Origin of the sequence: Paenibacillus sp. W2I17 (assembly GCF_030815985.1) — a bacterium.
GTDB lineage: Bacteria > Bacillota > Bacilli > Paenibacillales > Paenibacillaceae > Paenibacillus.
On record NZ_JAUSXM010000001.1, the window covers coordinates 4649750 to 4672204 of the forward strand.

The 22455-nt window shown below is 45.6% G+C and carries 20 protein-coding genes; 13 read left to right on the top strand and 7 right to left on the bottom strand.

The features are described from left to right. The first annotated feature begins 92 nt into the window (after positions 1-92). The 5 genes from yycF (at position 93) to QF041_RS20935 (ending at position 5759) form a co-directional block, all read left to right on the top strand. Positions 93-815 (top strand): response regulator YycF, encoded by a 723-nt coding sequence (yycF, locus tag QF041_RS20915; protein ID WP_074092884.1) that lies wholly within the window; start codon positions 93-95, stop codon positions 813-815. After that, complete coding sequence (walK, locus tag QF041_RS20920) at positions 815-2665, top strand: cell wall metabolism sensor histidine kinase WalK (RefSeq protein ID WP_307415500.1); 1851 nt, start codon at positions 815-817, stop codon at positions 2663-2665. The genes yycF and walK overlap by 1 nt, the downstream gene beginning before the upstream one ends. Next, entirely contained in the window at positions 2649-3929 is a 1281-nt protein-coding gene (locus tag QF041_RS20925) for a YycH family regulatory protein (protein ID WP_307415501.1), read from the top strand. Before walK ends, QF041_RS20925 begins: the two co-directional genes overlap by 17 nt. Before the next feature lie 273 nt (positions 3930-4202). Next, positions 4203-4946 (top strand): two-component system regulatory protein YycI, encoded by a 744-nt coding sequence (gene yycI / locus QF041_RS20930; protein ID WP_047841111.1) that lies wholly within the window; start codon positions 4203-4205, stop codon positions 4944-4946. 6 nt (positions 4947-4952) lie between these two features. Continuing rightward, a complete protein-coding gene (locus QF041_RS20935; protein WP_036671861.1) occupies positions 4953-5759 on the top strand; it encodes an MBL fold metallo-hydrolase in 807 nt (268 codons plus the stop codon). On the opposite strand, the gene QF041_RS20940 is transcribed toward QF041_RS20935, so the two are convergent. Then, the gene (locus QF041_RS20940; protein WP_036611899.1) at positions 5728-5940 is read right to left on the bottom strand and encodes a hypothetical protein; all 213 of its coding nucleotides are present in this window, start codon (positions 5938-5940) and stop codon (positions 5728-5730) included. The two genes, QF041_RS20935 and QF041_RS20940, sit on opposite strands and share 32 nt — an antisense overlap. Positions 5941-6656: 716 nt before the next feature. Between QF041_RS20940 and QF041_RS20945 the strand changes: the two genes are divergently transcribed. The 4 genes from QF041_RS20945 to rlmH all read left to right on the top strand — a co-directional run bounded on the left by QF041_RS20945 (position 6657) and on the right by rlmH (position 10417). After that, on the top strand, positions 6657-7934 hold the full coding sequence (locus tag QF041_RS20945) for a S1C family serine protease (RefSeq protein WP_307415503.1): 1278 nt from the start codon (positions 6657-6659) through the stop codon (positions 7932-7934). Positions 7935-8333: 399 nt separating this feature from the next. Next, a complete protein-coding gene (locus QF041_RS20950) occupies positions 8334-8858 on the top strand; it encodes a hypothetical protein (RefSeq protein ID WP_307415504.1) in 525 nt (174 codons plus the stop codon). Positions 8859-9093: 235 nt separating this feature from the next. Next, positions 9094-9261: a CxxH/CxxC protein gene (locus QF041_RS20955; protein ID WP_017691462.1), complete on the top strand. Its 168-nt coding sequence runs from the start codon at positions 9094-9096 to the stop codon at positions 9259-9261. Between the two features lie 676 nt (positions 9262-9937). Beyond that, positions 9938-10417 carry a 23S rRNA (pseudouridine(1915)-N(3))-methyltransferase RlmH gene (gene rlmH / locus QF041_RS20960; RefSeq protein ID WP_307415505.1) on the top strand — a complete coding sequence of 160 codons (480 nt, stop codon included), beginning with the start codon at positions 9938-9940 and terminating at the stop codon, positions 10415-10417. A gap of 151 nt (positions 10418-10568) precedes the next feature. Here the strand turns inward: rlmH and QF041_RS20965 are convergent, their stop codons facing one another. Next, on the bottom strand, positions 10569-12593 hold the full coding sequence (locus QF041_RS20965; protein ID WP_307415506.1) for a right-handed parallel beta-helix repeat-containing protein: 2025 nt from the start codon (positions 12591-12593) through the stop codon (positions 10569-10571). Between the two features lie 274 nt (positions 12594-12867). On the opposite strand from QF041_RS20965, the gene QF041_RS20970 reads away from it, so the two are divergent. Continuing rightward, positions 12868-13953, top strand: a complete 1086-nt coding sequence (locus tag QF041_RS20970) for a 5-methyltetrahydropteroyltriglutamate--homocysteine S-methyltransferase (RefSeq protein ID WP_307415508.1) — start codon at positions 12868-12870, stop codon at positions 13951-13953. A gap of 28 nt (positions 13954-13981) precedes the next feature. Next, positions 13982-15472 carry an aldehyde dehydrogenase family protein gene (locus tag QF041_RS20975; RefSeq protein WP_307415509.1) on the top strand — a complete coding sequence of 497 codons (1491 nt, stop codon included), beginning with the start codon at positions 13982-13984 and terminating at the stop codon, positions 15470-15472. A 180-nt stretch (positions 15473-15652) separates the two neighbouring features. On the opposite strand, the gene QF041_RS20980 is transcribed toward QF041_RS20975, so the two are convergent. The 3 genes from QF041_RS20980 to QF041_RS20990 all read right to left on the bottom strand — a co-directional run bounded on the left by QF041_RS20980 (position 15653) and on the right by QF041_RS20990 (position 17172). Beyond that, positions 15653-16105 carry a HEAT repeat domain-containing protein gene (locus QF041_RS20980; RefSeq protein ID WP_076329306.1) on the bottom strand — a complete coding sequence of 151 codons (453 nt, stop codon included), beginning with the start codon at positions 16103-16105 and terminating at the stop codon, positions 15653-15655. Positions 16106-16196: 91 nt separating this feature from the next. Beyond that, on the bottom strand, positions 16197-16637 hold the full coding sequence (locus QF041_RS20985) for a YndJ family transporter (RefSeq protein ID WP_307417021.1): 441 nt from the start codon (positions 16635-16637) through the stop codon (positions 16197-16199). Between the two features lie 49 nt (positions 16638-16686). Then, positions 16687-17172 (bottom strand): YndJ family transporter, encoded by a 486-nt coding sequence (locus QF041_RS20990; RefSeq protein ID WP_307415510.1) that lies wholly within the window; start codon positions 17170-17172, stop codon positions 16687-16689. Between the two features lie 214 nt (positions 17173-17386). Here QF041_RS20990 and QF041_RS20995 point away from each other — a divergent pair, with 214 nt between their 5' ends. Next, entirely contained in the window at positions 17387-18055 is a 669-nt protein-coding gene (locus QF041_RS20995; protein WP_307415511.1) for a DNA alkylation repair protein, read from the top strand. A gap of 132 nt (positions 18056-18187) precedes the next feature. On the opposite strand, the gene QF041_RS21000 is transcribed toward QF041_RS20995, so the two are convergent. Continuing rightward, positions 18188-18733, bottom strand: coding sequence for a DUF6199 family natural product biosynthesis protein (locus QF041_RS21000; RefSeq protein WP_307415512.1), 546 nt, complete (start codon positions 18731-18733; stop codon positions 18188-18190). A 157-nt stretch (positions 18734-18890) separates the two neighbouring features. Then, on the bottom strand, positions 18891-19517 hold the full coding sequence (locus tag QF041_RS21005; protein WP_307415513.1) for a hypothetical protein: 627 nt from the start codon (positions 19515-19517) through the stop codon (positions 18891-18893). A gap of 598 nt (positions 19518-20115) precedes the next feature. Between QF041_RS21005 and QF041_RS21010 the strand changes: the two genes are divergently transcribed. Continuing rightward, positions 20116-22239, top strand: a complete 2124-nt coding sequence (locus QF041_RS21010; RefSeq protein WP_307415514.1) for a 5'-nucleotidase C-terminal domain-containing protein — start codon at positions 20116-20118, stop codon at positions 22237-22239. Positions 22240-22455 lie beyond the last annotated feature (216 nt).

The following is a 22455-nucleotide window of genomic DNA, read 5'->3' on the forward strand; positions in this document are numbered from 1 at the left end:
AACAAATCAAGCAGGCTTGGTACAAGCTAAACATAGAAGAGAGATATAAACGCTAATGCGGATTAAGCAGGATATAGGGGTGAACTTAGCCGATGCAGGGGAAGATTTTGGTGGTGGACGATGAACAACCCATCGCGGACATTCTGAAGTTTAATTTGGAAAAAGAGGGGTACGAGGTCATCTGTGCATTTGATGGCATTCGTGCGGTTGAACTGGCGTTATCCGAGAAACCGGATCTGATGCTGCTGGATCTGATGCTCCCGGGCAAGGATGGTATGGATGTCTGTCGTGAGGTGCGCGCTCATCTGGAGATGCCAATCATTATGCTTACCGCCAAGGATGGCGAGATCGACAAGGTGCTTGGTCTGGAACTGGGCGCGGATGATTACGTGACGAAGCCATTCAGTACGCGTGAGTTGCTTGCACGGGTGAAGGCACAGATGCGCAGACGGCAAAAGCTTGCGATTACGGCCGAAGCGCCGGAAGATGAGGAAAAGCAGGTCATGCGACTATTTGATCTGGCGTTTGATATGGACATGTATACGGCTTACAAAGGCGGGGAACCGCTCGATCTGACCCACCGTGAGTACGAACTTCTCTATTATATGGCGAAGCATTCCGGCAAGGTTATGACACGAGAACATCTGCTGCAAGCGGTGTGGGGATATGAATATTTCGGCGATGTACGCACCGTGGATGTTACGATTCGTCGTCTGCGTGAGAAGATTGAGGAGAATCCAAGCAAACCGGAAACGATTCTGACACGCCGCGGGCTCGGTTATCTCGTGCGCAGTGCCAAAAGCGTGGGGATATAATGGGCCGATTCGCGCGATTCTCGTTCTTCCGAACGATTCAGGCGAAATTGATAATTATCTATGTACTGCTGATTCTGATTGCGATGCAATTGATCGGCGTTTATTTTGTGAGCGCGATGAAGAACTCACTAACGAGTAACTTTACGGAAGACTTGCAGGCGCGTGCGGAAATGCTATCGGTTCTCGTGGGGGAGACGATGGCGGGTGGAGAAGCAGAAGCTGGCGAGGACAAAACGGAAAATCTGCGTGTGCTGGTGAACAACCTGTTCAACATTAATGGTGCCGAGATTCAGGTGCTGGATGCCAGCGGCAAAGTACTGACGACCTCGCTAAGTTCACATTCGGATTATGTCGGGCGCAAAAATACCCAGACTGTCGTCAGTCGTGCGCTGCAAGGTATTCGGGACAATGAGGAATATATCGTGGACGAGGATAATGTTCGCAAAAAGGTCGTCGCCAAGCCGGTGCTGTCCGGCGGCAAGATCATTGGTGCGGTCTACATCGCGGCATCCATGAACGAGCTGTATTCCACGATGGAGGGAATCAACAAAATCTTTATCTCCGGCATTTTGATTGCCTTGGTGCTAACGGCGGTACTTGGCGTGATCTTGTCCCATACGATAACGCAGCCGATTAAGGAAGTGACTCGGAGAGCGACAGCGGTCGCAGAAGGTAACTTCGATCAGCAGACACCTGTATTTGGCACGGATGAGATTGGTCAGCTCAGTCGGGCTTTTAACTATATGACCAGCAGGCTTCGAGATGCACTCTCCCAGAATGAAGAGGAGAAGGAGAAGCTGACCTCCATTCTGACCAATATGAGTGATGGTGTAGTGGCTACGGATGAGTACGGTAAAGTCATTCTCGTAAACCGTCGTGCCAGCAGCATTCTGGGTATGCATCCTGCGGATATTGAAGGAAGACACTTCGCTATATTACTCGGCATTGATCCGGAGGATGCGGAAGCTCTCGCGAGTGGTTTCACAGGTTCAACGTTGCTGCAGATTGCACCCGCAGGACAAGAAGAACCTGTGGTCATTCGGATGACGTTTACACCGGTTCATCGGCGTGAACGGGGGATCACGGGAACGATTGCCGTACTTCAGGATGTTACGGAGCAGGAAGAACTTGAGGCATCCCGGCGTGAATTCGTGGCCAATGTATCCCATGAACTGCGTACACCACTGACCACGATCAAGAGTTACGCGGAAGCGCTGGATGACGGTGCACTGGAAGATCCGCAGCTTGCCGGTCGTTTCGTGGGTGTTATTCAGAACGAGACGGAGCGAATGATACGACTGGTTACGGATCTGTTGCATTTATCGCGGCTTGATTCCAAAGAAGCCATGCTACGTAAACAGCCAACTGATATTCTGGAAATGCTGGAGGAAGTGACCGATCGATTCTCGTTCCAGATGCATCAGAAGGATATTCAGCCTGTATTATCTGTGGAGAATGATATTCCGGCTGTTCCGCTGGATCGCGATCAGATTGATCAGGTGCTGGATAATGTCGTGTCCAATGCGCTGAAATATACATTGGAAGGCGGCACTATTACGATTGCGGCTAGACGCAGTGATGAACACACACTTGCCATCTCGGTATCGGATACCGGAATGGGTATCCCACAGCGTGATTTGGATCGCATTTTTGAGCGGTTTTATCGGGTGGACAAGGCTCGTTCCCGCAGTATGGGAGGCACAGGGCTGGGACTGTCCATTGCCCGGGAAATTGTGAAGGCACATGATGGCAGCATCTCTCTGGAGTCTGAGGTAGATGTGGGAACGACAGTAACGTTCACACTGCCGATGCGTGAGAAAGGGGGTGAGCACCGTGAAGGAACGGATTAAATCCTTGGTGCTTGCTGCCCTTGTTGTAGCCAGTCTGGTTCAGAGTTATTTCCTGATCTACCGTTTGCCCGGAGGCGGGGATTCCATTGTGACGTCAGAGACGAACTATGTGAAGACGGAAAATATGGGTCAGGAACGCAATATTGAAGAATTGATTTTCCCCGATCAGATGATTATTCATCTGGGTGAGGATAAACATACGGTGTTTTACCCTGGCAATACGTTCTATCAGTTGATCTATTCACGGTTACAGGGGCGGGCGTTCGATGATTTTCAGCGCCGGAGCGTGCAATCAGTGAACTGGGATCAGATTCGCAAGGAGAACCCTGGGTTTGAACTATCGTTCAAAGAGGGTATTCCCGTAGCATTGTTACAGCGGGTGATGAGGCTTGGGACGGATTCCTTGTTCCAAGGGGAGACGATTAACCGAATCTCGATCTATACGTCCAAAAATGAAACGAAGGCCCATGCGCTGTTCTTCAGCGCCAAGGGAGACGTGGTATATGAAGCAACGCAGGCGGACCTGACAGTGCAAGACGTGCAGCAGCATGTAGACTTTGGTGCGAACTGGACGCCATATACACTGATGGACGGTGGGTATTATATCCCGGCGGAAGCTCTGGAGACGATTGAGGCGGATGTGCCAACAGGTCAGTTCACGGTTGAGCAGATGCAGCGTAGTCTGTTCTTCGATCCAAGTATGACCCGAAACATCCGGGAAAAAGATGGATCGGAGATCTACACGGACAGTAAACGTAGTCTGCAGGTAAAACAGGAACAGCGCTGGATCAGTTACACTGATCCGGCGGCACCGCCTGCGGGACAGATTGATCCCGCGAAGGATGCACTGTCTGCGGTTGATTTTGTGAATCAGCATGGCGGCTGGAAAGGCAGGTCGCGCATGATGCTGGAGACCGCTGACAGCAAGACACAGCTTGAATTCCAGCAGTACTACGGCAGTTATCCGATTATGGATTCCATGCAGTTCCGCTTTGGCACGATCAGCATGGAGATGCAGCAGGAGACGGTATCCAGCTATGAGCGATCACTGGAATACCTGAACGAAGGTGCAGAGACGAAGAAATCGGTCAAATTGCCTGGCGGAGACAAGCTGAAGGCTCTTATTAAAAAGGTAGCAGGTGAGAATCGCCAAGTCGTGGACGTGTACCCGGCATATCGTCCTTCTTCGATTGAGGACGGACTAAAGCTGATCCCGGTATGGGTTATTCGATTCGGAAATGGTGAGGAAACTACCGTATCTTGATAGGTTATAGTCTTTGAACCAAAGAGTAGCTGTACTTTATCACTACGCGTGCAGAATAACCTTCCGATCGCTGTTACCCCCAGATTTCTTGGATTCCCTTTTAACACGGGAGAAATCTGGTGGTAAAGGCGAACGCTCCGCTTCTTCAGGTTATTTCTGCCCTCTCCGTTATCGTATAGCTTTAAGTTCAAAGGCTATAAACGGCCAGTTACGGTGGAAGGTGTAGGCAACTTGAGAAAGTATTGCAAGCAGCTAAGTTAGGGGGGGAACGTTTTGGATTGGGGACGGGCGAAAAATGTGTTGATCTATGCCTTTCTGCTGCTCAATCTGGTGCTGGGATACCAGATCTGGATGGATGCGCGAGAGACGGCCGGAGCCAATCTGGACTTCACCTCACTGGCAGATAATACACAGCAGGCGATGGAAGAGAAGGGTATCCAGGTACTGGCTCCGATTCCAAATGAAACGCCGAAGCTGCCAAAGTTGTCCTATGAGTTCATTGAAGAGGACAGGGCTGGCGTGGATATGGAACTGGAACAGCCTGTAGATAGCAAGCTGATCTTCTCGCAGAGTGAGCTGGAAGATGCATTAGAGCGTGAGATTCCACAGATCGGGACATACCGGCTGGATCAGCTGATGGCCGAGGATGGGGCTTTTGTGCTTCACCCACTGGTCGATGGCAAATGGCCGCTCTTCAATGTGAGTCTGGAGCTATTCTACAGCGACCAGAAAATAACAGGTTACCGTCAGACTCCGGTGCGGATTACAACCGCAGAGGAGAGCGATCAGCAGGTGCTTCCGGCGTCGAAGGCGCTGGGAACGCTGATCGAGAACTTTTTGCCAAATGATGCAATTGTCAAAGATATTCAGCTGGGCTATTACGGCCAGTTGTTCAATTCAGATATACAGGTAGCGATGCCGGCATGGCGGTTCGTGCTGGAAAGTGGCGAAGTGTTGTACGTGCAGGGCATCAGTGGGGATGTATTCAGTCCCAAGACAGACAAACCAGGGGAGTAATGCGTTATGGGGATATATTTTACCGTGTTATCCAGCGGTTCGACAGGTAATGCCACAGTCATACAACATGGGGGTACCTCTCTCATGATTGACGCTGGTCTTAGTGCGAAGCGATTGGATGCACTGTTTCAGGAAAGGGAGATTTCTGGGGCAGAATTGGACGGGATTCTGGTTACACATGAACATTCCGATCACATTAAAGGACTAGGCGCGATGTCTCGGAAATATAATTTACCAATCTACGCAAATCTGAATACGTGGGCGGCACTGGAGAAGTCGGTTGGGGCGATTCCAGAGGAAAACCGGAGGGTATTTGAGACGGGTGAAAAGCATGATTTTGGGTCACTGCGCGTGGAATCCTTTGGGATCTCACATGATGCAGCGGAGCCGGTAGGGTACACTTTCGATGATGGCACGGAGAAGCTATCTGTTGCAACAGATCTTGGATACATGAGCGACAAGGTTCGCGATGCCATCTCTGATTCTGATGTGCTGGTGCTGGAGGCGAATCATGATGTCGAATTACTGCGTATGGGACGTTATCCATGGAACACCAAGCGCCGGATTTTGAGCGACATTGGGCATTTGTCGAACGAAGCGGCAGGGGCAGCGCTTAGTGAACTGATGAACGGACGCATCAAGCGCACGTATCTGGCACATCTTAGCCGAGATCATAATATGATGGACTTGGCAAAAATGTCGGTGCGCGACGCGATGGAGAGCCGTGGATGCTTTTATCGGGACCATGAGTTCAAACTCTGTGATACGTATTACGACCGTCCTACGCCATGGGATAGGGTGGGTGAGCCATAAAGCTGTCCAGTTCGGCGGCTTTGCGCTCGACTTCCTCGCGGGTTAGGATGCCTTTATCAATAAGTAGTTCAATGATGGTACTGAGTGCAAGGGTATTGCGATAGTGTTCTTCCTTGAGATCGGCCAGCTTGGCCGCCATATGAACTTCATCCATGGCTGTGAGTGTACGTGTGCGATCCATATATATCCTCCTCTATGAAGCTTCGAATTGTCTTTTACTATTATTGTAGTCAGGCTTGGTGGAAAACATTCCTCTTTTTGCCGCTAACATTTGTGTGATGAGACGTGTATGCTGAACCTGTGACTATGCAGGGGTGAAAAAGTTATTCAAATTTGCCAAAATGGCGCTTAGCGGACCGGATTTTGTGGTGATAGATACTATGGACCTTTATTGTTAAGCGCGTTATAGCGGAAATTTGCTTCAATTTTCGTAAATATGCAACTTTTTTTGATTTGACGTGTTTAGTATATGAGGAGCATTGTGATTTTGGCTGTTTTGCGTGTGAAATGGCATGTCATAGAATGCGAGAGCATGATTGATAGAGTCACTGACAGAATGGCGTGTCCGTTCTGTTGTACATAGACGCTGTATCTTGATTTGATGCCGGGATGCGGCGATATGCAAGACCATTTTATAAAAATGCAAAAAAGCATGGGAAACCGTTGGAGTCTTCACGTAACGAAGACGACAGAAGAAACCTGAAGAAACAGAGTGTTCGCCTTTAGGAACAAATTTTTACCTTGGAAGAGGGGATCAAAAAAATTTGTGAGTAACAGCGATCGGAAGGTTCGTCTGTTGGCGGAGTGGTGTATGTGAGAACTCCATCGTTGATCCATGCGACAACTTAGGCGGCAGTCAGGGTCTTGATGCGTGACAACGAAGGGGAGAGGATCACGATGGGATTGTTTGGAGACGATTTTTATTCAACCAAAGTATCAAGACGCGCCGAACCTGAACAGAAAGGCAAACTTCAGATCATCCGCCCTGGAGGCAGAGCACGTGGACGTGACCGCTGGAGCAATCCGCGCAGATCGCGTACGGGAATCAGTTCCACAGTGAAAGTTGCTGTGATCAGCTCGGTGATCAGCTCCATCGTGACCGTTACGCTGTTTAGCTTCATCACACAGCCCACATCGTTACCGCTGGCGAATGCTACAGGCAACGGTGGTGGAGGCGGTGCACAGACAGCGCAGGCAGCTGATCCATACGACCGGATTATCCAGGCGGCAGCCCAAGTTCGTCCTTCCGTGGTGAGCATTGTGAACCATAAAACGGGTAGCAGTCTATCGGTGGAAGATTCGGCGCTGGGCTCAGGGGTCATTTTCAAGAAGGAAGATGGCAAGGCCTACATTATGACCAACCACCACGTCGTGGAGGGTGCGAGTGATCTGGAGATTGTGACCGTAGATGGGGAGACACACAAAGCGAAGCTGGTTGGTAAAGACCGGGTAAGTGACATTGCGGTATTATCCGCAGAAGATAAAGGGCTGGGTGCAGTCGCGGAGATCGGTGATTCCAGCAAACTTCAGCGCGGTCAAACGGTGCTGGCGATCGGGAATCCGCTCGGTCTGGGTGGTACGCTGACATCCGGAATTGTCAGTTATACGGATCGTATTCTACCTGTATCGATTAATCAGGACGGGGTGTACGACTGGGAGCAAAACGTGATCCAGACGGATGCGGCGATTAATGAAGGTAATAGCGGCGGTGCTTTGGTCGATCTGAACGGCAAAGTGGTCGGCATCAACACGATGAAGATCTCGGATACGGGCGTTGAAGGTCTCGGCTTCGCGATTCCGATGAACGAAGTGATGAAAACGGTAGATTCCCTGCTACTAAACGGCAAAGTATCTCGTCCATACCTGGGCGTGTACACGGTGGATCTGAGCAACCCTTATGCACCACTGGATGACGAGCAGCGTAAAGATCTGAAGCTGCCATCTCATGTGGACAGCGGCGTGGTTGTGTTGGAAGCATCCGGTCCGGCGTCGGAAGCAGGTATGAAGCTGAATGATGTCATTACGGAATTTGACGGGCAAAAAATTACCTCCACGCTGGATCTGCGGAAGTATCTGTACGATGAGAAGAAGATTGGGGATACCATCGAAGTAACCTTCTACCGGGATGGCAAAGCGGAGAAAGTATCGGTGAAGCTGACGGATAAACCGGAGTAAGGGAAGTTCAACGAGCGAGCCTATACTGTTGCACGGATTGAAATAGGGAATGCTAGAAGAGTGATCAGATCAACTGACCACTCTTTTTTAGTTGTTGGATGATGAGCATTACGCAATGCTTGATTGTAAGGGGTGGGTTAGGTCGTAATTAAATAAGAAAAGGAGTACTTAACTGGTACTTACCACTGGACGACTATGAGTGGACTTGTTCATTCGACAGTAAATGAGTAGATCAACCATTTTTATATTCTCCTGATCAGTTAGACCCGGAGCCAAAGGAGCAGATACATAAGACTAGGGCTGTGGTAAACTGTTGTCAATATGTTGGAGACGGTCGCTGATGAAATAACTTCTGTTTGTCGATCATATTTTTATTTCAGAATGGAAGGGGTATTTTTGATGAAACATTTGAAGAAAAAGATGCTTGGGGGAACGAGTTTGGCTCTGTCCCTGTTTATGTTGTCCGCCTGTGGGTCTGAGGTAGCTACGACAGGATCATCTGTAGATACAAGTGCTCTGCAAGAGAAGATTGCAGGGCTTGAGAAGAAACTGGTGGAGCAGGGAGCCAAGAGCGTTGAGCAGGAGCAAAAGATCGCAGCACTTGAGACCAAGTTGAATGAGCTGAGTACAAGTGTGATTGCGGTGGGTGAGACTGGTGGTCAAACGCCTGTAACATCGGGAAACAACGGATCGGCCGGGAAAGGCGACGGGGTACTGATTACCTTTGCCCAGTATGAGAAGCTTGAGGTAGGCATGTCGGTGGGAGATGTCATCGAGATCCTCGGAGGCGAAGGTGAAGCGCTGAGTGAAGCGGAGAACATGGTGGTGTACAACTATAAAGGCACAGCCGGCAATGGTGCCAATGCGGTTATAGCTTTTCAAGGTGGGAAGCTGTTGACGAAGGCGCAGTCGGGATTGAATTAAAGAGCGTGGATTAAGGAGCATTCTTTTCAGGGTACCGTGGAGGTATCTGGAAGGGATGCTTTTTGTGTTCTTTTACGGCGAATGGAGGGGTTTGGTGGAGGTTGGGCACGATAAATTAGGGCTGGGGGTTTCTTTTCGGCGGCAGGTGTGATAGAACTGAGAAGTGGCTATCCTGTAATGGGATAAGCGGTTGTGAATCGGGAACATAGCTGGTTACAGAAAGGATGCTTAACGGATGTACGTTGTATGCAAAGAACACGTGGACATTGCCATCGACATGTTTGTCGATGAGTATGAGGACGCTCCAGATATCGTTGATCTGAAGGAGACGGAATTTGCCGACTGGGACCCGCCTGCGAAATGTGCCGAGTGCGAACAGCATGCGGAATTCCTCGTCGTTTAGCGTACTGTAGGAATTTGGTGGCCGGAGGCGTGACTTAGGTGGCGTTTCTGGCTGACTTTCCATCCGGTATGAACATCACAGCAAGAAGCCAAGGAGAGCGTGATGAGCGCTCTTTTTGTCTTTGTGGGGAATTGGTAGTGGTTGTAGGCAGCGTGGAGCTGGGCGAGGGTTATAGGGGTTAACGTGGGAGTAGGTGAGAGTAGGAAAAGAATAAGGTAGGTAGGTGCCGAGTTCCAAGTTGGGAATGAACTAGGTTGTAGCAGCGTTGCAAGGTGTATAGGTAATAGAAATGGAAGCCGCTTGGGCATGGGGAAAGTGATGTTGGGTGACGGCGATGTGGTAGGGACGTGGGTGTGAGACCGGCCGAGTAGCTGTAACGAACCGGAGACGCCTTATTTGAGACAAACACCGCCTGGTTGAAATCTAACGAATTGTAGACACGTTATATTACTGAAAAGGCCTCGAAAGAGGTGGAGAACGCTCATTTTGACTGGGATAGCGTGTTTTAGATTCGTTAGATTTTAAAGTAGCCGAAATGGGGCTGATTAAGGTGTGTGGGGTTCGTTAGCATTTGGAGAAATGTGTAGTATAGGTATTATGAGTTGTGACAAACGATGCTAAGAAGCATCTTACTTATAGAATATCTGGCAAGACAATTTAGGAGGAATGAATTTTCATGTTTATTCAGATTATTGGCGTAGGCAAATTGAAGGAAAAATATCTGACGCTGGGCATTCAGGAATATGCCAAGCGGCTCGCCCCGTACATCAAGTTTCAGATGATCGAGGTCGCAGACGAAAAGGCGCCCGATACCCTGAGCGAGGCTGAGGTTCGGGCGGTAAAGGAGCGCGAGGGCGAACGCATCCTCGCGCATGTGAAGAGCGAGGCGCATGTTGTCGCGCTCGCATTGGATGGCCAGCTCTGGAGTTCTGAGGAGCTGGCATTGGAGATCGACAAGCTCGGCACATATGGGACGAGCCATGTCGTGTTTGTCATCGGAGGAAGCCATGGGCTCTCCGAAGAGGTGTTGTGCCGCGCGAAGCAGCGCTTGAGCTTCGGGCGCATGACCCTGCCGCATCAGCTTATGCGGCTGGTGTTGGTGGAGCAGATTTATCGCGCGGTGAAGATAAATCGTGGTGAACCGTACCACAAGTAACAGCGGAATGCTTTTGATAAAAATAGAGATCACCCGAAAGAAAACAGAGCATCGTTCACCAATTAAAGCCTCTATCCCGATTAGCGGAATAGAGGCTTTACATACAAAAAAGATCCAATCACCTGAAATGACTGGACCCACAATCATAAACTTAAATATCAAAATCAATCGTACCCTGTTCGGTTAATTCAAAGGGACCAGGTGTAACATCTGCATCGGGTCTCTTTGTTCCGAAGAAATCGGAGTCAAAATGATATGGACTGCTGTCCGGCTCCTCATACTTCATATCGGCGTGATAAGTCTTTCCAAGCAGATCCGTGGTAACTAACATTGCAGAAGTTCTCCGAAGCAATTCGGGCTCATGGATCTGAATGTGCACCTTACCTAGCGCAGGATCAATCTCAACGTTCATACCCTTCTGTGCAACTATCTTCGCTTGGGATTCGTGACGACTTGGAACCGCATCGTTAAGAAATACATTGCCACCCATAGCCACCGGAAGAACGGCATTACCTATAAAGAAATCCTTCGCGGCATCGCCAAGCTCCATAAGCTCCTCTTTGGTGTATTCCCACCATTTCTTATCTTTCACATCCGGATGTTGATCGTAGCCGGCAAGTCCCACAGCATGAAGATAACATATGGAATTGTCCGGAACACCATCCATGACCGTCTTCCCATCCTCTCCAACTTCATCCCTTGGTTTAAGTGGAAGATGCTCAAAAAAGGTGATGGGCACAGGCTCCCTATTAGGATCGTTGTCACCTATAAAGATATTGTTGTAGTACCTGTCGTCGCCTCCAGTGATATTGGAGTATCCGGCCATGGCCGTCTCGTGAGGGAAGTGATATGGCGTAATACGAGTAATTTCGGAACGAACTACAAATCGGCCTGCAAACAAATTATGAGCAAATGCCCCGCCCTGAGCCATATTTCTGAAATTCATCGGAGAGAGAAATAGGTTATGATCGACCATATATGGACCATGGCAAACCTCAACGAAGAGGTCTTCCGAAAGATTGTCAAAAAATACATTACGGCTGATGCGAGTGCCCTGTGCCTGCCAGTCAAGCCAAAGCGCACGGTAACAGCTATACATTATATTTTCGCTAATTTGAGTATCCAGGGAAGCATGAAGCTTAATTCCCGCAACTTCGGCACCGTGTCTGAGTCGTTTGTGGTGAATATTATAAATTCGGTTCTGATATATGTGGCTGAAGGCTGCTCCCATATGACCCACAATACCTGCCTGTTCACAATCATGAATTACATTACCTCGAACAATGTGACTGCCGATATTATCCTTATGCCAGCCGGAGCGTAATGCTCGTAAAATAACCTCCTGTTCACGTTGAGTACCGCCTTTACTATGCTTCTCCAAAGACTTGGTGTGCCCTGTGCCGATTTCGGTACCCAGGCTAATACCAACGCATTTGGATTCACTGATTATATTGTTCTCAATAATCCAGCCCTTGCTCCAGTGAGGTCCAATTAAACCTTCCTGGTAGTCTGTAGGTGGTGCCCATTGGGGGGAGGCTTGACGCAGAGTAAAACCGCTTACGGTGATGTAGTTAATTCCCGGTTTCTCAGGCCAGAAGCAATAAGGACGTACATTAATCTCTACGTTTTCCGTACGAGGATCTTTTCCACCAAAGTTGGTCCAGATTTTTGTTGTCGTAGAACCAACCTCGGCATACCATTTTAACAATGAATCCTTGGGATACTTGGCTTCGGACCAAACTTCAGGGTTGTTAACGCTTTCAATACTATCGCATTCATACAATGATTTGCCATCCAAATAGACATCGCCGAGATGAATTGGGAAGGGCCCGTCAAACAACCAGTCTCCACTAAGCTCTACCTCATAGGGATTGCGAACGGAAAAGAGGGAATTGAGCACTTCTGTGCTCCAAACATGGTCTCCTTCAGACTTCCAGTTTGTAACCCGCTCAGCTCCTGTAATCACTACTTCTCCGTCTCCTGCGGATCGATATACGATTCTATGCTCCGCTGTTCCTCCATTAGCCGGGTTAACCCACTCTCTGTATACTCCCGCATGAACAATAACTGTATCACCGGCCATGGCATGAGCCGCAGCGCGTGATATGGTACGAAGGGGTTGATCCGCTGTTCCTCTTCCTTGATCATTCCCATGTATGGATACATGATATTCCATAACAACTCTCCTTCTATTTTAAAATTATTGTTGTATCCCGTTATTATACTAGAAAATAATTATAATGGCAGAGATAGGAAGGCGGATGTTAGGCTAAATGGATACTGATATAAGGTAAACTACATCCACTACCCTATGAGGTTGTAGTTTTTTGCTTTTTGAGTCTTTTAGTTATTGTTAAAAGCTATGACTAGCCATGCTTTTTTCATATAACAAGCATTCCTTTCCACCATGCTATACTCATTAGAATAAAAAGTTAGAAGGAGAAATAGTTATGATACCATTTCGTAATGATCATGTAGGTAGCTTTCTACGTCCTGCAGATTTAAGTCAGGCACGTGAACAATATAAATCAGGCAACATCACATATGAGGAATTAAGAGCTGTTGAAGATAAAGAGATTATTCGAATTATTGAAAAGCAAAAGGAAAATGGCGTATTGGCAGTTACGGATGGTGAATTCCGTAGAAGCTGGTGGCATTTTGATTTTCTGGGTGGATTGGATGGCGTAGAGTTGTATGAGCAAATAGACGGACCGAAATTCCATAATATGCAAACGCGCAAGGGTGGGATTCGTGTTGTTGGTAAAGTTGATTTCTCGAGTCATCCCTTTGTTCAGGATTTTGAGTTTTTGAAAAAGCATGCAGGTGACGCTGTAGCGAAACAGACCATTCCAAGTCCTAACATGCTTCTATATCGATTGGAAAATGACGCTAATATCTATACGGACCGAGAGCAATTCCTTCAGGATACGATTGCGGCGTATCAAAAAGCCATTCAAGCTTTCTATGATGCGGGGTGCCGATACCTGCAATTAGATGATACTGCTTGGGCGGACCTATTCTCAGAAGCTGGTCACGATAAGCTGCGTGCCAAAGGTCTGGAACCGGCAGAAGAGTTGAAAACGATGCAGCGAATGATTAACGAAACATTGGCTCATAAACCGGCAGATTTAGTTGTGACGATGCATATTTGTCGTGGTAACTATAAATCGAATTATTTCTCAACGGGTGGTTATGATTACGCTTCTGAAGTTATCTTTGGAGGCTTAAACGTAGATGGATTATTTTTAGAATTTGATGATGAGCGCTCAGGTGGTTTTGAGCCATTACAATATGTGAATCGAAAAGATTTGAAAATCGTGCTTGGTTTACTCACATCAAAAACAGGCGAGTTAGAGGATAAAGAACACATTAAAGCTCGGATTGCAGAGGCGGCAACCTATGTACCACTTGAGCAACTTTGTTTGAGTCCACAATGTGGTTTTTCATCTACAGAAGAAGGCAATATTTTAACGGAAGAACAACAATGGCGTAAACTTCGTTATGTGAAGGAAATTGCAGAAGAAGTTTGGAATTAATCGATCTAAATAACGGAGGGGATTCAAAATGACGATCCAAGCAGACCAAGAGACAATTATAGTTGAAGCGTTCATTAATGGTCAAAATGTAAAATCCCTTTCGCAGGTAGCAAAAGAGAATCCGACAAACCCAACTGAGATCGTAGGCTATTTCCCTGTCACTACGAAAGAACAAGCCGTTGAAGCGATTGAAGCTGCGGCAGGGGCTTTTAAAACATGGAAGCAGACCTCCATTGATGAACGCATTATTATGATGAGTAAGGCGATCGAGAAGATTAGAGCAGCTGAGAATGAAATTGTACATTTGCTGTCTAGAGAGCATGGCAAGCCCCTGTATGATGCACACGGTGAAATTTATGTTTCGTTAATGTGGATGGAGTTTGCTTGTAATGAAGCTAAATCGGCTCTACAGGAAGAGATCAAAGAGCATGAGAATGGTAAAACCATTCTTTCCTATGATCCAATTGGTGTGGTGGCAGCGATTAGTCCATGGAACTATCCCATTGCTTTATCTACGATTAAGATCGCTCCTGCCTTACTTGCGGGTAACACGATTGTGCTTAAACCAAGCCCATATGCGCCACTGGCGGCAGCGAAGGTGGCAGAGATTATTGCGAGTGAGTTCCCGGCTGGGGTAATCAATGTCGTTCATGGTGATGCGGATGTGGGTGTTGAACTGACTAGTAATCCTCTTGTTACTAAAATCGCCTTTACAGGTGGAACCGCAACAGCTAAGCATATCATTAAAGCTGCGTCGGAAACGATTAAGGATATGACGCTTGAGCTTGGTGGTAATGATGCGGCTATCTTCTTGGAAAGCTTTGATGTTCATGATGAGCGAGCAATGCGCCGGATTGTCATTTCTAATTTCTTGACAGCAGGCCAGATCTGTATGATCGCCAAACGTGTGTATGTACACCGTTCTATTTATGATGAGTTTGTGGAAAAATATATAGAGGCGGCTAATCGCTGGATTCGAATTGGTGATCCATTTGATTCGAATACGACAGTAGGTCCGGTTAATAACCTGAAGCAGAAAAATGTCGTGCTTGGTTTGGTTGAAGATGCGCAAAAGCGCGGGGCTAAGGTTATCCCTCTCGGGCAAATTCTTGATCAGAAGCTGTTTGAACAAGGTTACTACCTACAACCTACGCTTGTCTTAGGTTGCGATGTTCATGATCCGATTGTAGTGGAGGAACAGTTTGGTCCTACGGTTCCGATTCTGCCATTTGACGATGAAGAGCAGGTTATTCATCTACACAATGAAAGCATATATGGATTGACGAGTTCTGTGTGGGGGAAAGAAGAGGATGCCATCTCCGTCGCACGTCAACTCGAAGCTGGAACGACCATGATCAATACAGCTGCTGTGCAGGGTCTCGACGTTCGGTTCCCTTTTGGTGGCTTCAAGCAATCTGGTATTGGCCGTGAATACGGCGCCGAAGGTATCCGCACTTATACAGAAAAGCATGTCATCAACGTTCCGAAGACACTGGATCTTCCTTATATACCAGAGTAAATCTTATAGTACACAACTTCGCATCGTACAGGGAATGTACATGTGAAATTGAATGTAGGCTACTTCAAAGTGTTAAAGAGTGAGATGAAATCTGGTGGCAATCAAAATAATAAAAAACAAAGAAGCCACTCCATTTTTCTGGAGTGGCTTTGTACTCAGCTATTATACGGTGAACAGCGGTTATTTTCTACCTAGTGTCTCCCAAATTCCATGGAGCCAGGAATCGAACTCAGCATCTTTGTCGCCCTCGTAAGTATCATAAATATCCAGACGTGTCTTTTGCAGTTTTTCCTTAAATTGCTCGAATGTGTGACCTTCAGGAAGGCTTTTTTTAATCCGTAGCAAAATTTTGTTAGTACCTTTAAACAGCTCACCTTTGTTTTTGGCAGGCATTTGTACATCTTCATCCAACTGCTTGAGCTTGTGATATGCGGCTTCGCGCACTTGAAACACTTGATCATTTTTCAAAACATGCTGAAGCAATTTAATGGTAGGGGCTGTATTCCAGTTCCCCAATTCGTTCACCGCATTCAGTCTTTCTCTCCAGCTTGACGTCCGGTTAGCCGCTCGTTTGAGCTCTTCAAAGTTCTCCGGTAGTTCGTTAACTGCTCCAATATCATGGTTGTTCGTCAAAATTCAATCTCCTTAATCATCGCCATCTCGGCAGAATGATGAATGTTATTTATGTGATCACTATTATAGCACGAACCAGACTAAACTACTCCTATGAAGCCGATTGGTTAGCCTTTTCCTTAATGAAGTCCACCATATACACCCAACCAATTAGTCCGCATAAAACAAAACCAAACGCATGCAAAGATCCATAAATGGGAATAAAATCGAGTATGGTTAAGGAGTACATATTTTTCAGTAACGGATAGAAGATGGAAATGACAATAACCGTGTAAAAGGCTAGACAAGAAAGGCCTAAGAAGAAGGCTGCCTTAATATCCAAAGCATTTTTTCTCAAGTAAGTAAGGAGATAAGCGGTGTAAACCACAATATTACAAGCGAACAAAGTGACACCGACGTATTCAATTGGCTTGGAGAAAATCATACCAATAGCAATCAATATGGGTCCGATGATATCGATGGCAACAACCCAGGGATACCAGCTTTTCTTAGTCATGATGCGTCCCAGTGCACCAATAAAAATCGGAACGATCGCAGATGAGAAATGAAAGTGGAGCGAGCTTAACGCGTGCGTTGCAGGATTAGCTTGAAAGAGGGTTTAATTGATATTGATATAAGGTAAACCAAATACCCCCGATAAAAAAATAAACGAGCCCCGCACCAATCGCTATTTCAGCTGCTTTTCCTTTAGAGATTACAATAGTGGTCAAGCCATAGATGCCAAGCAGCAGTGTGAACAGTAGCCATCCAAGAGACAGAATTCCTGGGATTTCCGTGCTTTCTAACCCCCACATCTTACTACTCATTACCGACGCCAGGGTAAGAAGCGCAGCGGGAAATTGAAGCCATTTCATAGCTGCATAAATCATTCGTTGATGTTTATTCTTTTCGTCATGGTTCAAAAGTAAAATCACAAGAGGTACAATGACAAAAGCCGCAAAAAGTAGAAATTTTTCAACAAGTTCGAATTGGAAGTAATCAAGGGAAAATATAAGAATGGTTATAATTCCACCAGGAAACACTGTTAAAAATAATGATTTCATTCGTTGCTTCAAGGAACTTTTCATGGGGTTTCCTTTCTAACTACGTTTATCGTAAGAACTGCCTGTATCCAGTTGTGCAGCATTCTTTAGTATAGATCGGCAATTCTTCTTTTAGTAGTCTAACACATTTATTTGTCAATATATGAAAATAAACTTATCTTACTGCGGTTGATGGAGTCATGGGAAATAGCCCTTCCGCTCTACAAAGACTTTCGCCATAAAGGAGCTGTGGTATCAAATGTATAAGGATAAAAGTATAGAAATGAAATACTCTTCAAAAGCAGGGGACATTCTACAACAGATCAATAGTAAAACTAAGCTAGGCGAATTACGAAAAATCGCAAAGGATATTAAAAAAGATCACGAACTAGCTATGGAACTTTGGTCGACCGAAGCGTTTTTGCCCAGACTATTAGCTATTTTAATTATGGATAAAAAACTTCTCTCACAAGAAGTGCTTAATAAGTTTGATAAGGATATGCAGACTCACACTTTTGATGAGCGAAATAACTTAATGGATTGGTTAATGGCTAATCAGCTCACCAAAGACAAGAAGACCATTGCATTGATGGGGTCATGGGAAAACAGCCCTTCTGCTCTTCAAAGGCGAGCTTTTTGGTATTATCAAGTGCGATTGAGATGGACTGGACAAACGCCTCCTGATAACACCGAAGACTTACTATCTGCAATTGAAGCTAATATTACGCAGGAAGAGCCGGAAGTTCAGTGGGCTATGAATTTCATTGCAGGCTGGATAGGCATTTATGATCAAAAGTATCGTGCACGTTGTATTAAACTTGGTGAGAATACAGGGCTTTATAAAGATGAAATGGTATCAAAGGGCTGTACTCCTAATTATTTGCCAGAGTTCATTGCAATTGAAGTTAACAAACGAAATAAGAATTAGTTGCCTCTGAAATATTCATTAGTATCTGATGTGAAAATAAGAATTCGAAGCCTCAATATAGAAAAAGGATCTGGAAGTAAGCTTCCAGATCCTTTTTGCTTGGAGGGCAATTTCAAAAGTTTTATGACACTACTAATCAATATAATTGGTGTGAAACCAAGTTTTTAACTCTTCACTCATGATCTCAAATTCCATCTCAGTAGCCTTCGGATGCAACTCGATTCCTCCAGAAGGTCCGAAAATAACAATGTCTAGGCTTGTTTCGTCTGTAAATGTAATTTTTCCAGCATTGTTCGATCCAGACACATCACCTGCATCAAAAGGTCTAAGTTCTGCATCTTGTATCATTTGGATAACCGTATTTTTTTCTTCTTCGCTTAATATGGTGGGATTAATCATGCCGATACTGATTTCTTTTACTTGCCCTGCATCAAGTTTCTCTTTAAATTGTTCTGCCCATTTGCTGTCCGCTCCGCTTCCTGTGGAGCAACTTGAAACGATCAGTATAAAACCGACAATCACCAAGACAATGCCTGAGATCCGTCCAGAATTTAATGCTAAGTCACTCGGCTCCGCATCTTTAAACTTCCATCCCAGTCGAACATACCAAGCAAAGTAAGGCCAAATCGCCATAATTATTCCTATGATTAAGACTACAACACCTATAATTCCTGTCAAACAATCACATCCTGTATATGTTAATTATTCTATTTACTACGATAAATACTTGTTAAAGTTTCTTGTATGTAGATATCCATCGCTACACATCAGCAATCTATCAACTTCCTTGGGAAACAAAAAAAGAGCCGCGCATCACGCGGCTCTCCAACTGATTTTAGCGCCCACCCGTATTGGAAGCCCAGACAGGAATCCAACTGTTCGGATAATAGTCATTGGTCAGGGTTGTGTTATAGAGGACTAAATTCCCATCACTTTGCATGACCAGTGTGTCACCTGTTGTGTTAGCCGGTAAGCTGCTCCCGTGATGACCTGGAATCCATGAGGTGGTATTGGGAGACCAAGCAGCTACCTGTACAGAAGTATCAATCATCAAAACTTTATCCCATCCCCAACCGGTGTAATATTCGAATTTACCTGTAGCCGGGTTGAAGCCATAACGATAACCATATTGGTAAACATCTTGATATTTCGTGCCATATTTATAGATGACAGGTTTCCCGTACTGTGATTCAAAATTGAACGAAAGAGCCCCACTGTTACTAGTTCCGCTACTCCAGAGAGAAGAACCATTTTGATAGATAACAAAGTTCCCGTCATTTTGCCAGATGGCTGAGAACCTGCCATCTTGGGAGGTGAGATAGTCACCCTTTGCCATGCTTTGGCCGATCGTGAGTTTATCTCCAAGATAGCTAGCAGAAGCCGTTGCTGGTACGGCAAATGCAAGAATTAACAAGCAAGCCATAAGAATGCGAAAAGATCTGGGAAAAAGTCGTTTGTTCATTGGACACGCTCCTATTTTTCTTATAATGGTTAAAGTTAAATGCATAGAACAACAAATCCTTACAGCTATTGCATGTTTCTGCGTTGCATTCAGTCAGGAGCGGTGATGTAGATGTAACATGTCCCCATCTGGTGTAAAACGGGAACTACGATCTAAAATGCTCCCAACGGTCACCTCCTTTAATAGAAAGTGTGAAAATCTTTGATACATATTATGTAATGGGATGTGTGTTTTTTAGGAGATGGAAGCTAAGTGTTCTTTAGTAGAGGAGTTGCATCATCAGGTGAAAATAAATACTTTATTTTCCATTATAGCAACAAAAAATATAAAAGCCATATTTTTCTATATGGAATTTTGAATCTATCCCTCACGCCCATTGCGTTATAACTTTTCGTTTCCTGAGCTAGAAAAAAACCTGGTATTCGCTTGAATAAATTGAAGCTAAACACTAATTTTGGTGCAGGTCGAGACATAGGTAGTCATCTCCTCTATCAGTCTCTCAACTTTTTACATCAATTTTATATATTTAATGATTTTTATGAATTGAACTATGGTAAAATATCTCAGGATCTAAAATTGGAGAGGGGTTTTTTCATTCATGTTTTGGAAAAAAGTTTTGGGTAAAAGCACACTGCGTGTAGCTACCGCTGCACTATTACTCACGCAACTATTGGGCGCAGCAGGTTCTGTCTCTGCCGCAGGTAACGATGTAGAAGTACACTTGATTGGAATCAATGATTTCCACGGTCAGTTAGATACCACATCAATCGTGGGTGATAAGAAGGCAGGAACGGCTCCAATTCTAGCAACCTATCTCAAAGAAGCTCAAGCCAAATATGAACACTCCCTACTCTTCCATAATGGAGACTCTGTTGGTGCATCTGCTCCAGCCTCATCCTTGGATCGTGACGAGCCTACCATGGAATGGATGAATATGATGGGCTTTGATGTAGGTTCCTTAGGGAATCATGAATTCGACCAAGGTGTCGCTGCTTTAAAGGCACAGATCTTTGGTGGCCTTGATCCAAAAGAAGGTAAGGTAACGCATGCCGGTGCAAAATTTGATTACGTCAATGCAAACGTGATTGAAACTGCCACAGGAAAAACATTGATTAAGCCGTATGTGATTAAAGAAGTGGGCGGAGTCAAAATTGGATTTATCGGACTAGTCACGAAATCCACACCTGCCAAAGTATCTCCATCTGGGACAGCTGGCGTACGTTTCTTAAGCCCAGAAGAAGAAGTGGAAGCCGTTAATAAATATTCCAAAGAGTTGCAAGACCAAGGTGTAGAAACGATCATTGTTTTGGCCCATGATCCAGCAACAACCAAAGAAGGCGTAACCACTGGAGAAGCAGCTGATCTGGCAAAAGCTTTACCGGCGGACTCCCCTGTTGACGTTATCGTTGCAGGTGACAATCATGCATTGGCTAACGGTGTAGTGAATGGAAAGTTGATCGTTCAAGCTTATTCCTATGGTACGGCGTTTGAAGATATCAAGCTGATGATTGACCCTGCTACCGGGGATGTAACTGAAAAATCAGCGACTGTTACAACGACTTTCCAAGAGGGTGTAAAAGAAGACCCTGAATCTTTAGCTATTATTAAAAAATCATTGGACAAGCATCCTGAGCTGACGAAGCCAGTAGGTACAACGGATGGTTCTGTTACCCGTACAGATGCTTATAATAACGAAGCCCCTCTAGGCAACCTCATTGCAGATTCAATGCGTGAAGCAGACTTTGGGGATAAGGCAAGTGCTGCTGACTTTGCATTTATGAATCCAGGCGGTATTCGTGCGGATCTGCCACAAGGCGATGTGACCTTTGCTGATCTTGCCAAAATCCAACCGTTTGGTAATACTCTAGTAAAACTTGAGCTGACTGGCGAACAGGTTAAAACCTTGTTGCAGCAGCAATGGGGTACCAATGCTGACGGTACACCTAATACCAAAACACTCCAAATCTCTGGTTTGAAATACACTGCAGATTTCAATAAGCCAGTCGCAGAACGTGTTACTGGTCTTAGTCTGGAAGATGGAACAACGATTGATCCTGCAAAAACATATACGGCTGTAGTTAACAACTTTATGGCTGCAGGTGGAGATAACTATAAAGTGCTGCTGGATGCTAAGTCATCCCTGGCAGGTCCTATCGATCTGGATGTATTCTACCAATACATCGTAGACACGTATAAAGGCGGTAGCATCGAAGCTAAAAATGAAGGACGTATCACAAACCTGGCTGCATCTACCGAGCCAACAGAAACACCTGTAACAACAGAAGTCATTTCTCGTGCTGAATTTGTAAGTGCTCTGGTCGACATGTTGAAACTTAACGAAGTAGCTACAGCACCTGCATTCAAAGATGTTGCGGCTAATGCTGCATATGCAGATGCGATTGCTGAAGCTACGCATGCTGGATTCATTCAAGGTTATGGTGGAAACTTCTATCCTGATCGGGATATCACGCGTGAAGAAGCAGCTACCATTCTTGCTAAATTGGTAAAAGATCAAGCGACTGATAAAGACGCTGCTACAATTATTGCTAGTTTCGAAGATGGTAAATCCGTGTCTGCCTATGCAATTAAACCTATGGCAAAACTGATTGACAAAGGTATTTTTGCTGGAACAGATAAAAAATCACTTCAACCTAAACAAGGTCTGACTACTAACGATGCAAAAGCATTAATTGAAAAAGCTGTTGCAGCAAAAGCTTCATAATGTAGAAACTTATTCAAACTTTATATTAAAACAGAGAAACACATCCTATCGGGCGAATGAGCATTCCTCTACGGATAAACCCTCTCATCAAGTAATTCTTTAATTGGTGAAAAGGGTTTATCCAAGAGAATGCCATATCCCAATTTAGGATGTTTTTTTATGCTTAAAATCCACGATTCTATGGAGAAGTCCATGTCTGAATTGGCTCTATGCTCT

Excerpts from the sequence above, each read along its gene's own strand:
- yycF (WP_074092884.1), top strand. The coding sequence starts at position 93 with ATGCAGGGGAAGATTTTGGTGGTGGACGATGAACAACCCATCGCGGAC.
- walK (WP_307415500.1), top strand. The coding sequence starts at position 815 with ATGGGCCGATTCGCGCGATTCTCGTTCTTCCGAACGATTCAGGCGAAA.
- QF041_RS20935 (WP_036671861.1), top strand. The coding sequence starts at position 4,953 with ATGGGGATATATTTTACCGTGTTATCCAGCGGTTCGACAGGTAATGCC.
- QF041_RS20940 (WP_036611899.1), bottom strand. The coding sequence starts at position 5,940 with ATGGATCGCACACGTACACTCACAGCCATGGATGAAGTTCATATGGCG.
- QF041_RS20945 (WP_307415503.1), top strand. The coding sequence starts at position 6,657 with ATGGGATTGTTTGGAGACGATTTTTATTCAACCAAAGTATCAAGACGC.
- QF041_RS20950 (WP_307415504.1), top strand. The coding sequence starts at position 8,334 with ATGAAACATTTGAAGAAAAAGATGCTTGGGGGAACGAGTTTGGCTCTG.
- QF041_RS20955 (WP_017691462.1), top strand. The coding sequence starts at position 9,094 with ATGTACGTTGTATGCAAAGAACACGTGGACATTGCCATCGACATGTTT.
- rlmH (WP_307415505.1), top strand. The coding sequence starts at position 9,938 with ATGTTTATTCAGATTATTGGCGTAGGCAAATTGAAGGAAAAATATCTG.
- QF041_RS20965 (WP_307415506.1), bottom strand. The coding sequence starts at position 12,593 with ATGGAATATCATGTATCCATACATGGGAATGATCAAGGAAGAGGAACA.
- QF041_RS20970 (WP_307415508.1), top strand. The coding sequence starts at position 12,868 with ATGATACCATTTCGTAATGATCATGTAGGTAGCTTTCTACGTCCTGCA.
- QF041_RS20975 (WP_307415509.1), top strand. The coding sequence starts at position 13,982 with ATGACGATCCAAGCAGACCAAGAGACAATTATAGTTGAAGCGTTCATT.
- QF041_RS20990 (WP_307415510.1), bottom strand. The coding sequence starts at position 17,172 with ATGAAAAGTTCCTTGAAGCAACGAATGAAATCATTATTTTTAACAGTG.
- QF041_RS20995 (WP_307415511.1), top strand. The coding sequence starts at position 17,387 with ATGTATAAGGATAAAAGTATAGAAATGAAATACTCTTCAAAAGCAGGG.
- QF041_RS21005 (WP_307415513.1), bottom strand. The coding sequence starts at position 19,517 with ATGAACAAACGACTTTTTCCCAGATCTTTTCGCATTCTTATGGCTTGC.
- QF041_RS21010 (WP_307415514.1), top strand. The coding sequence starts at position 20,116 with ATGTTTTGGAAAAAAGTTTTGGGTAAAAGCACACTGCGTGTAGCTACC.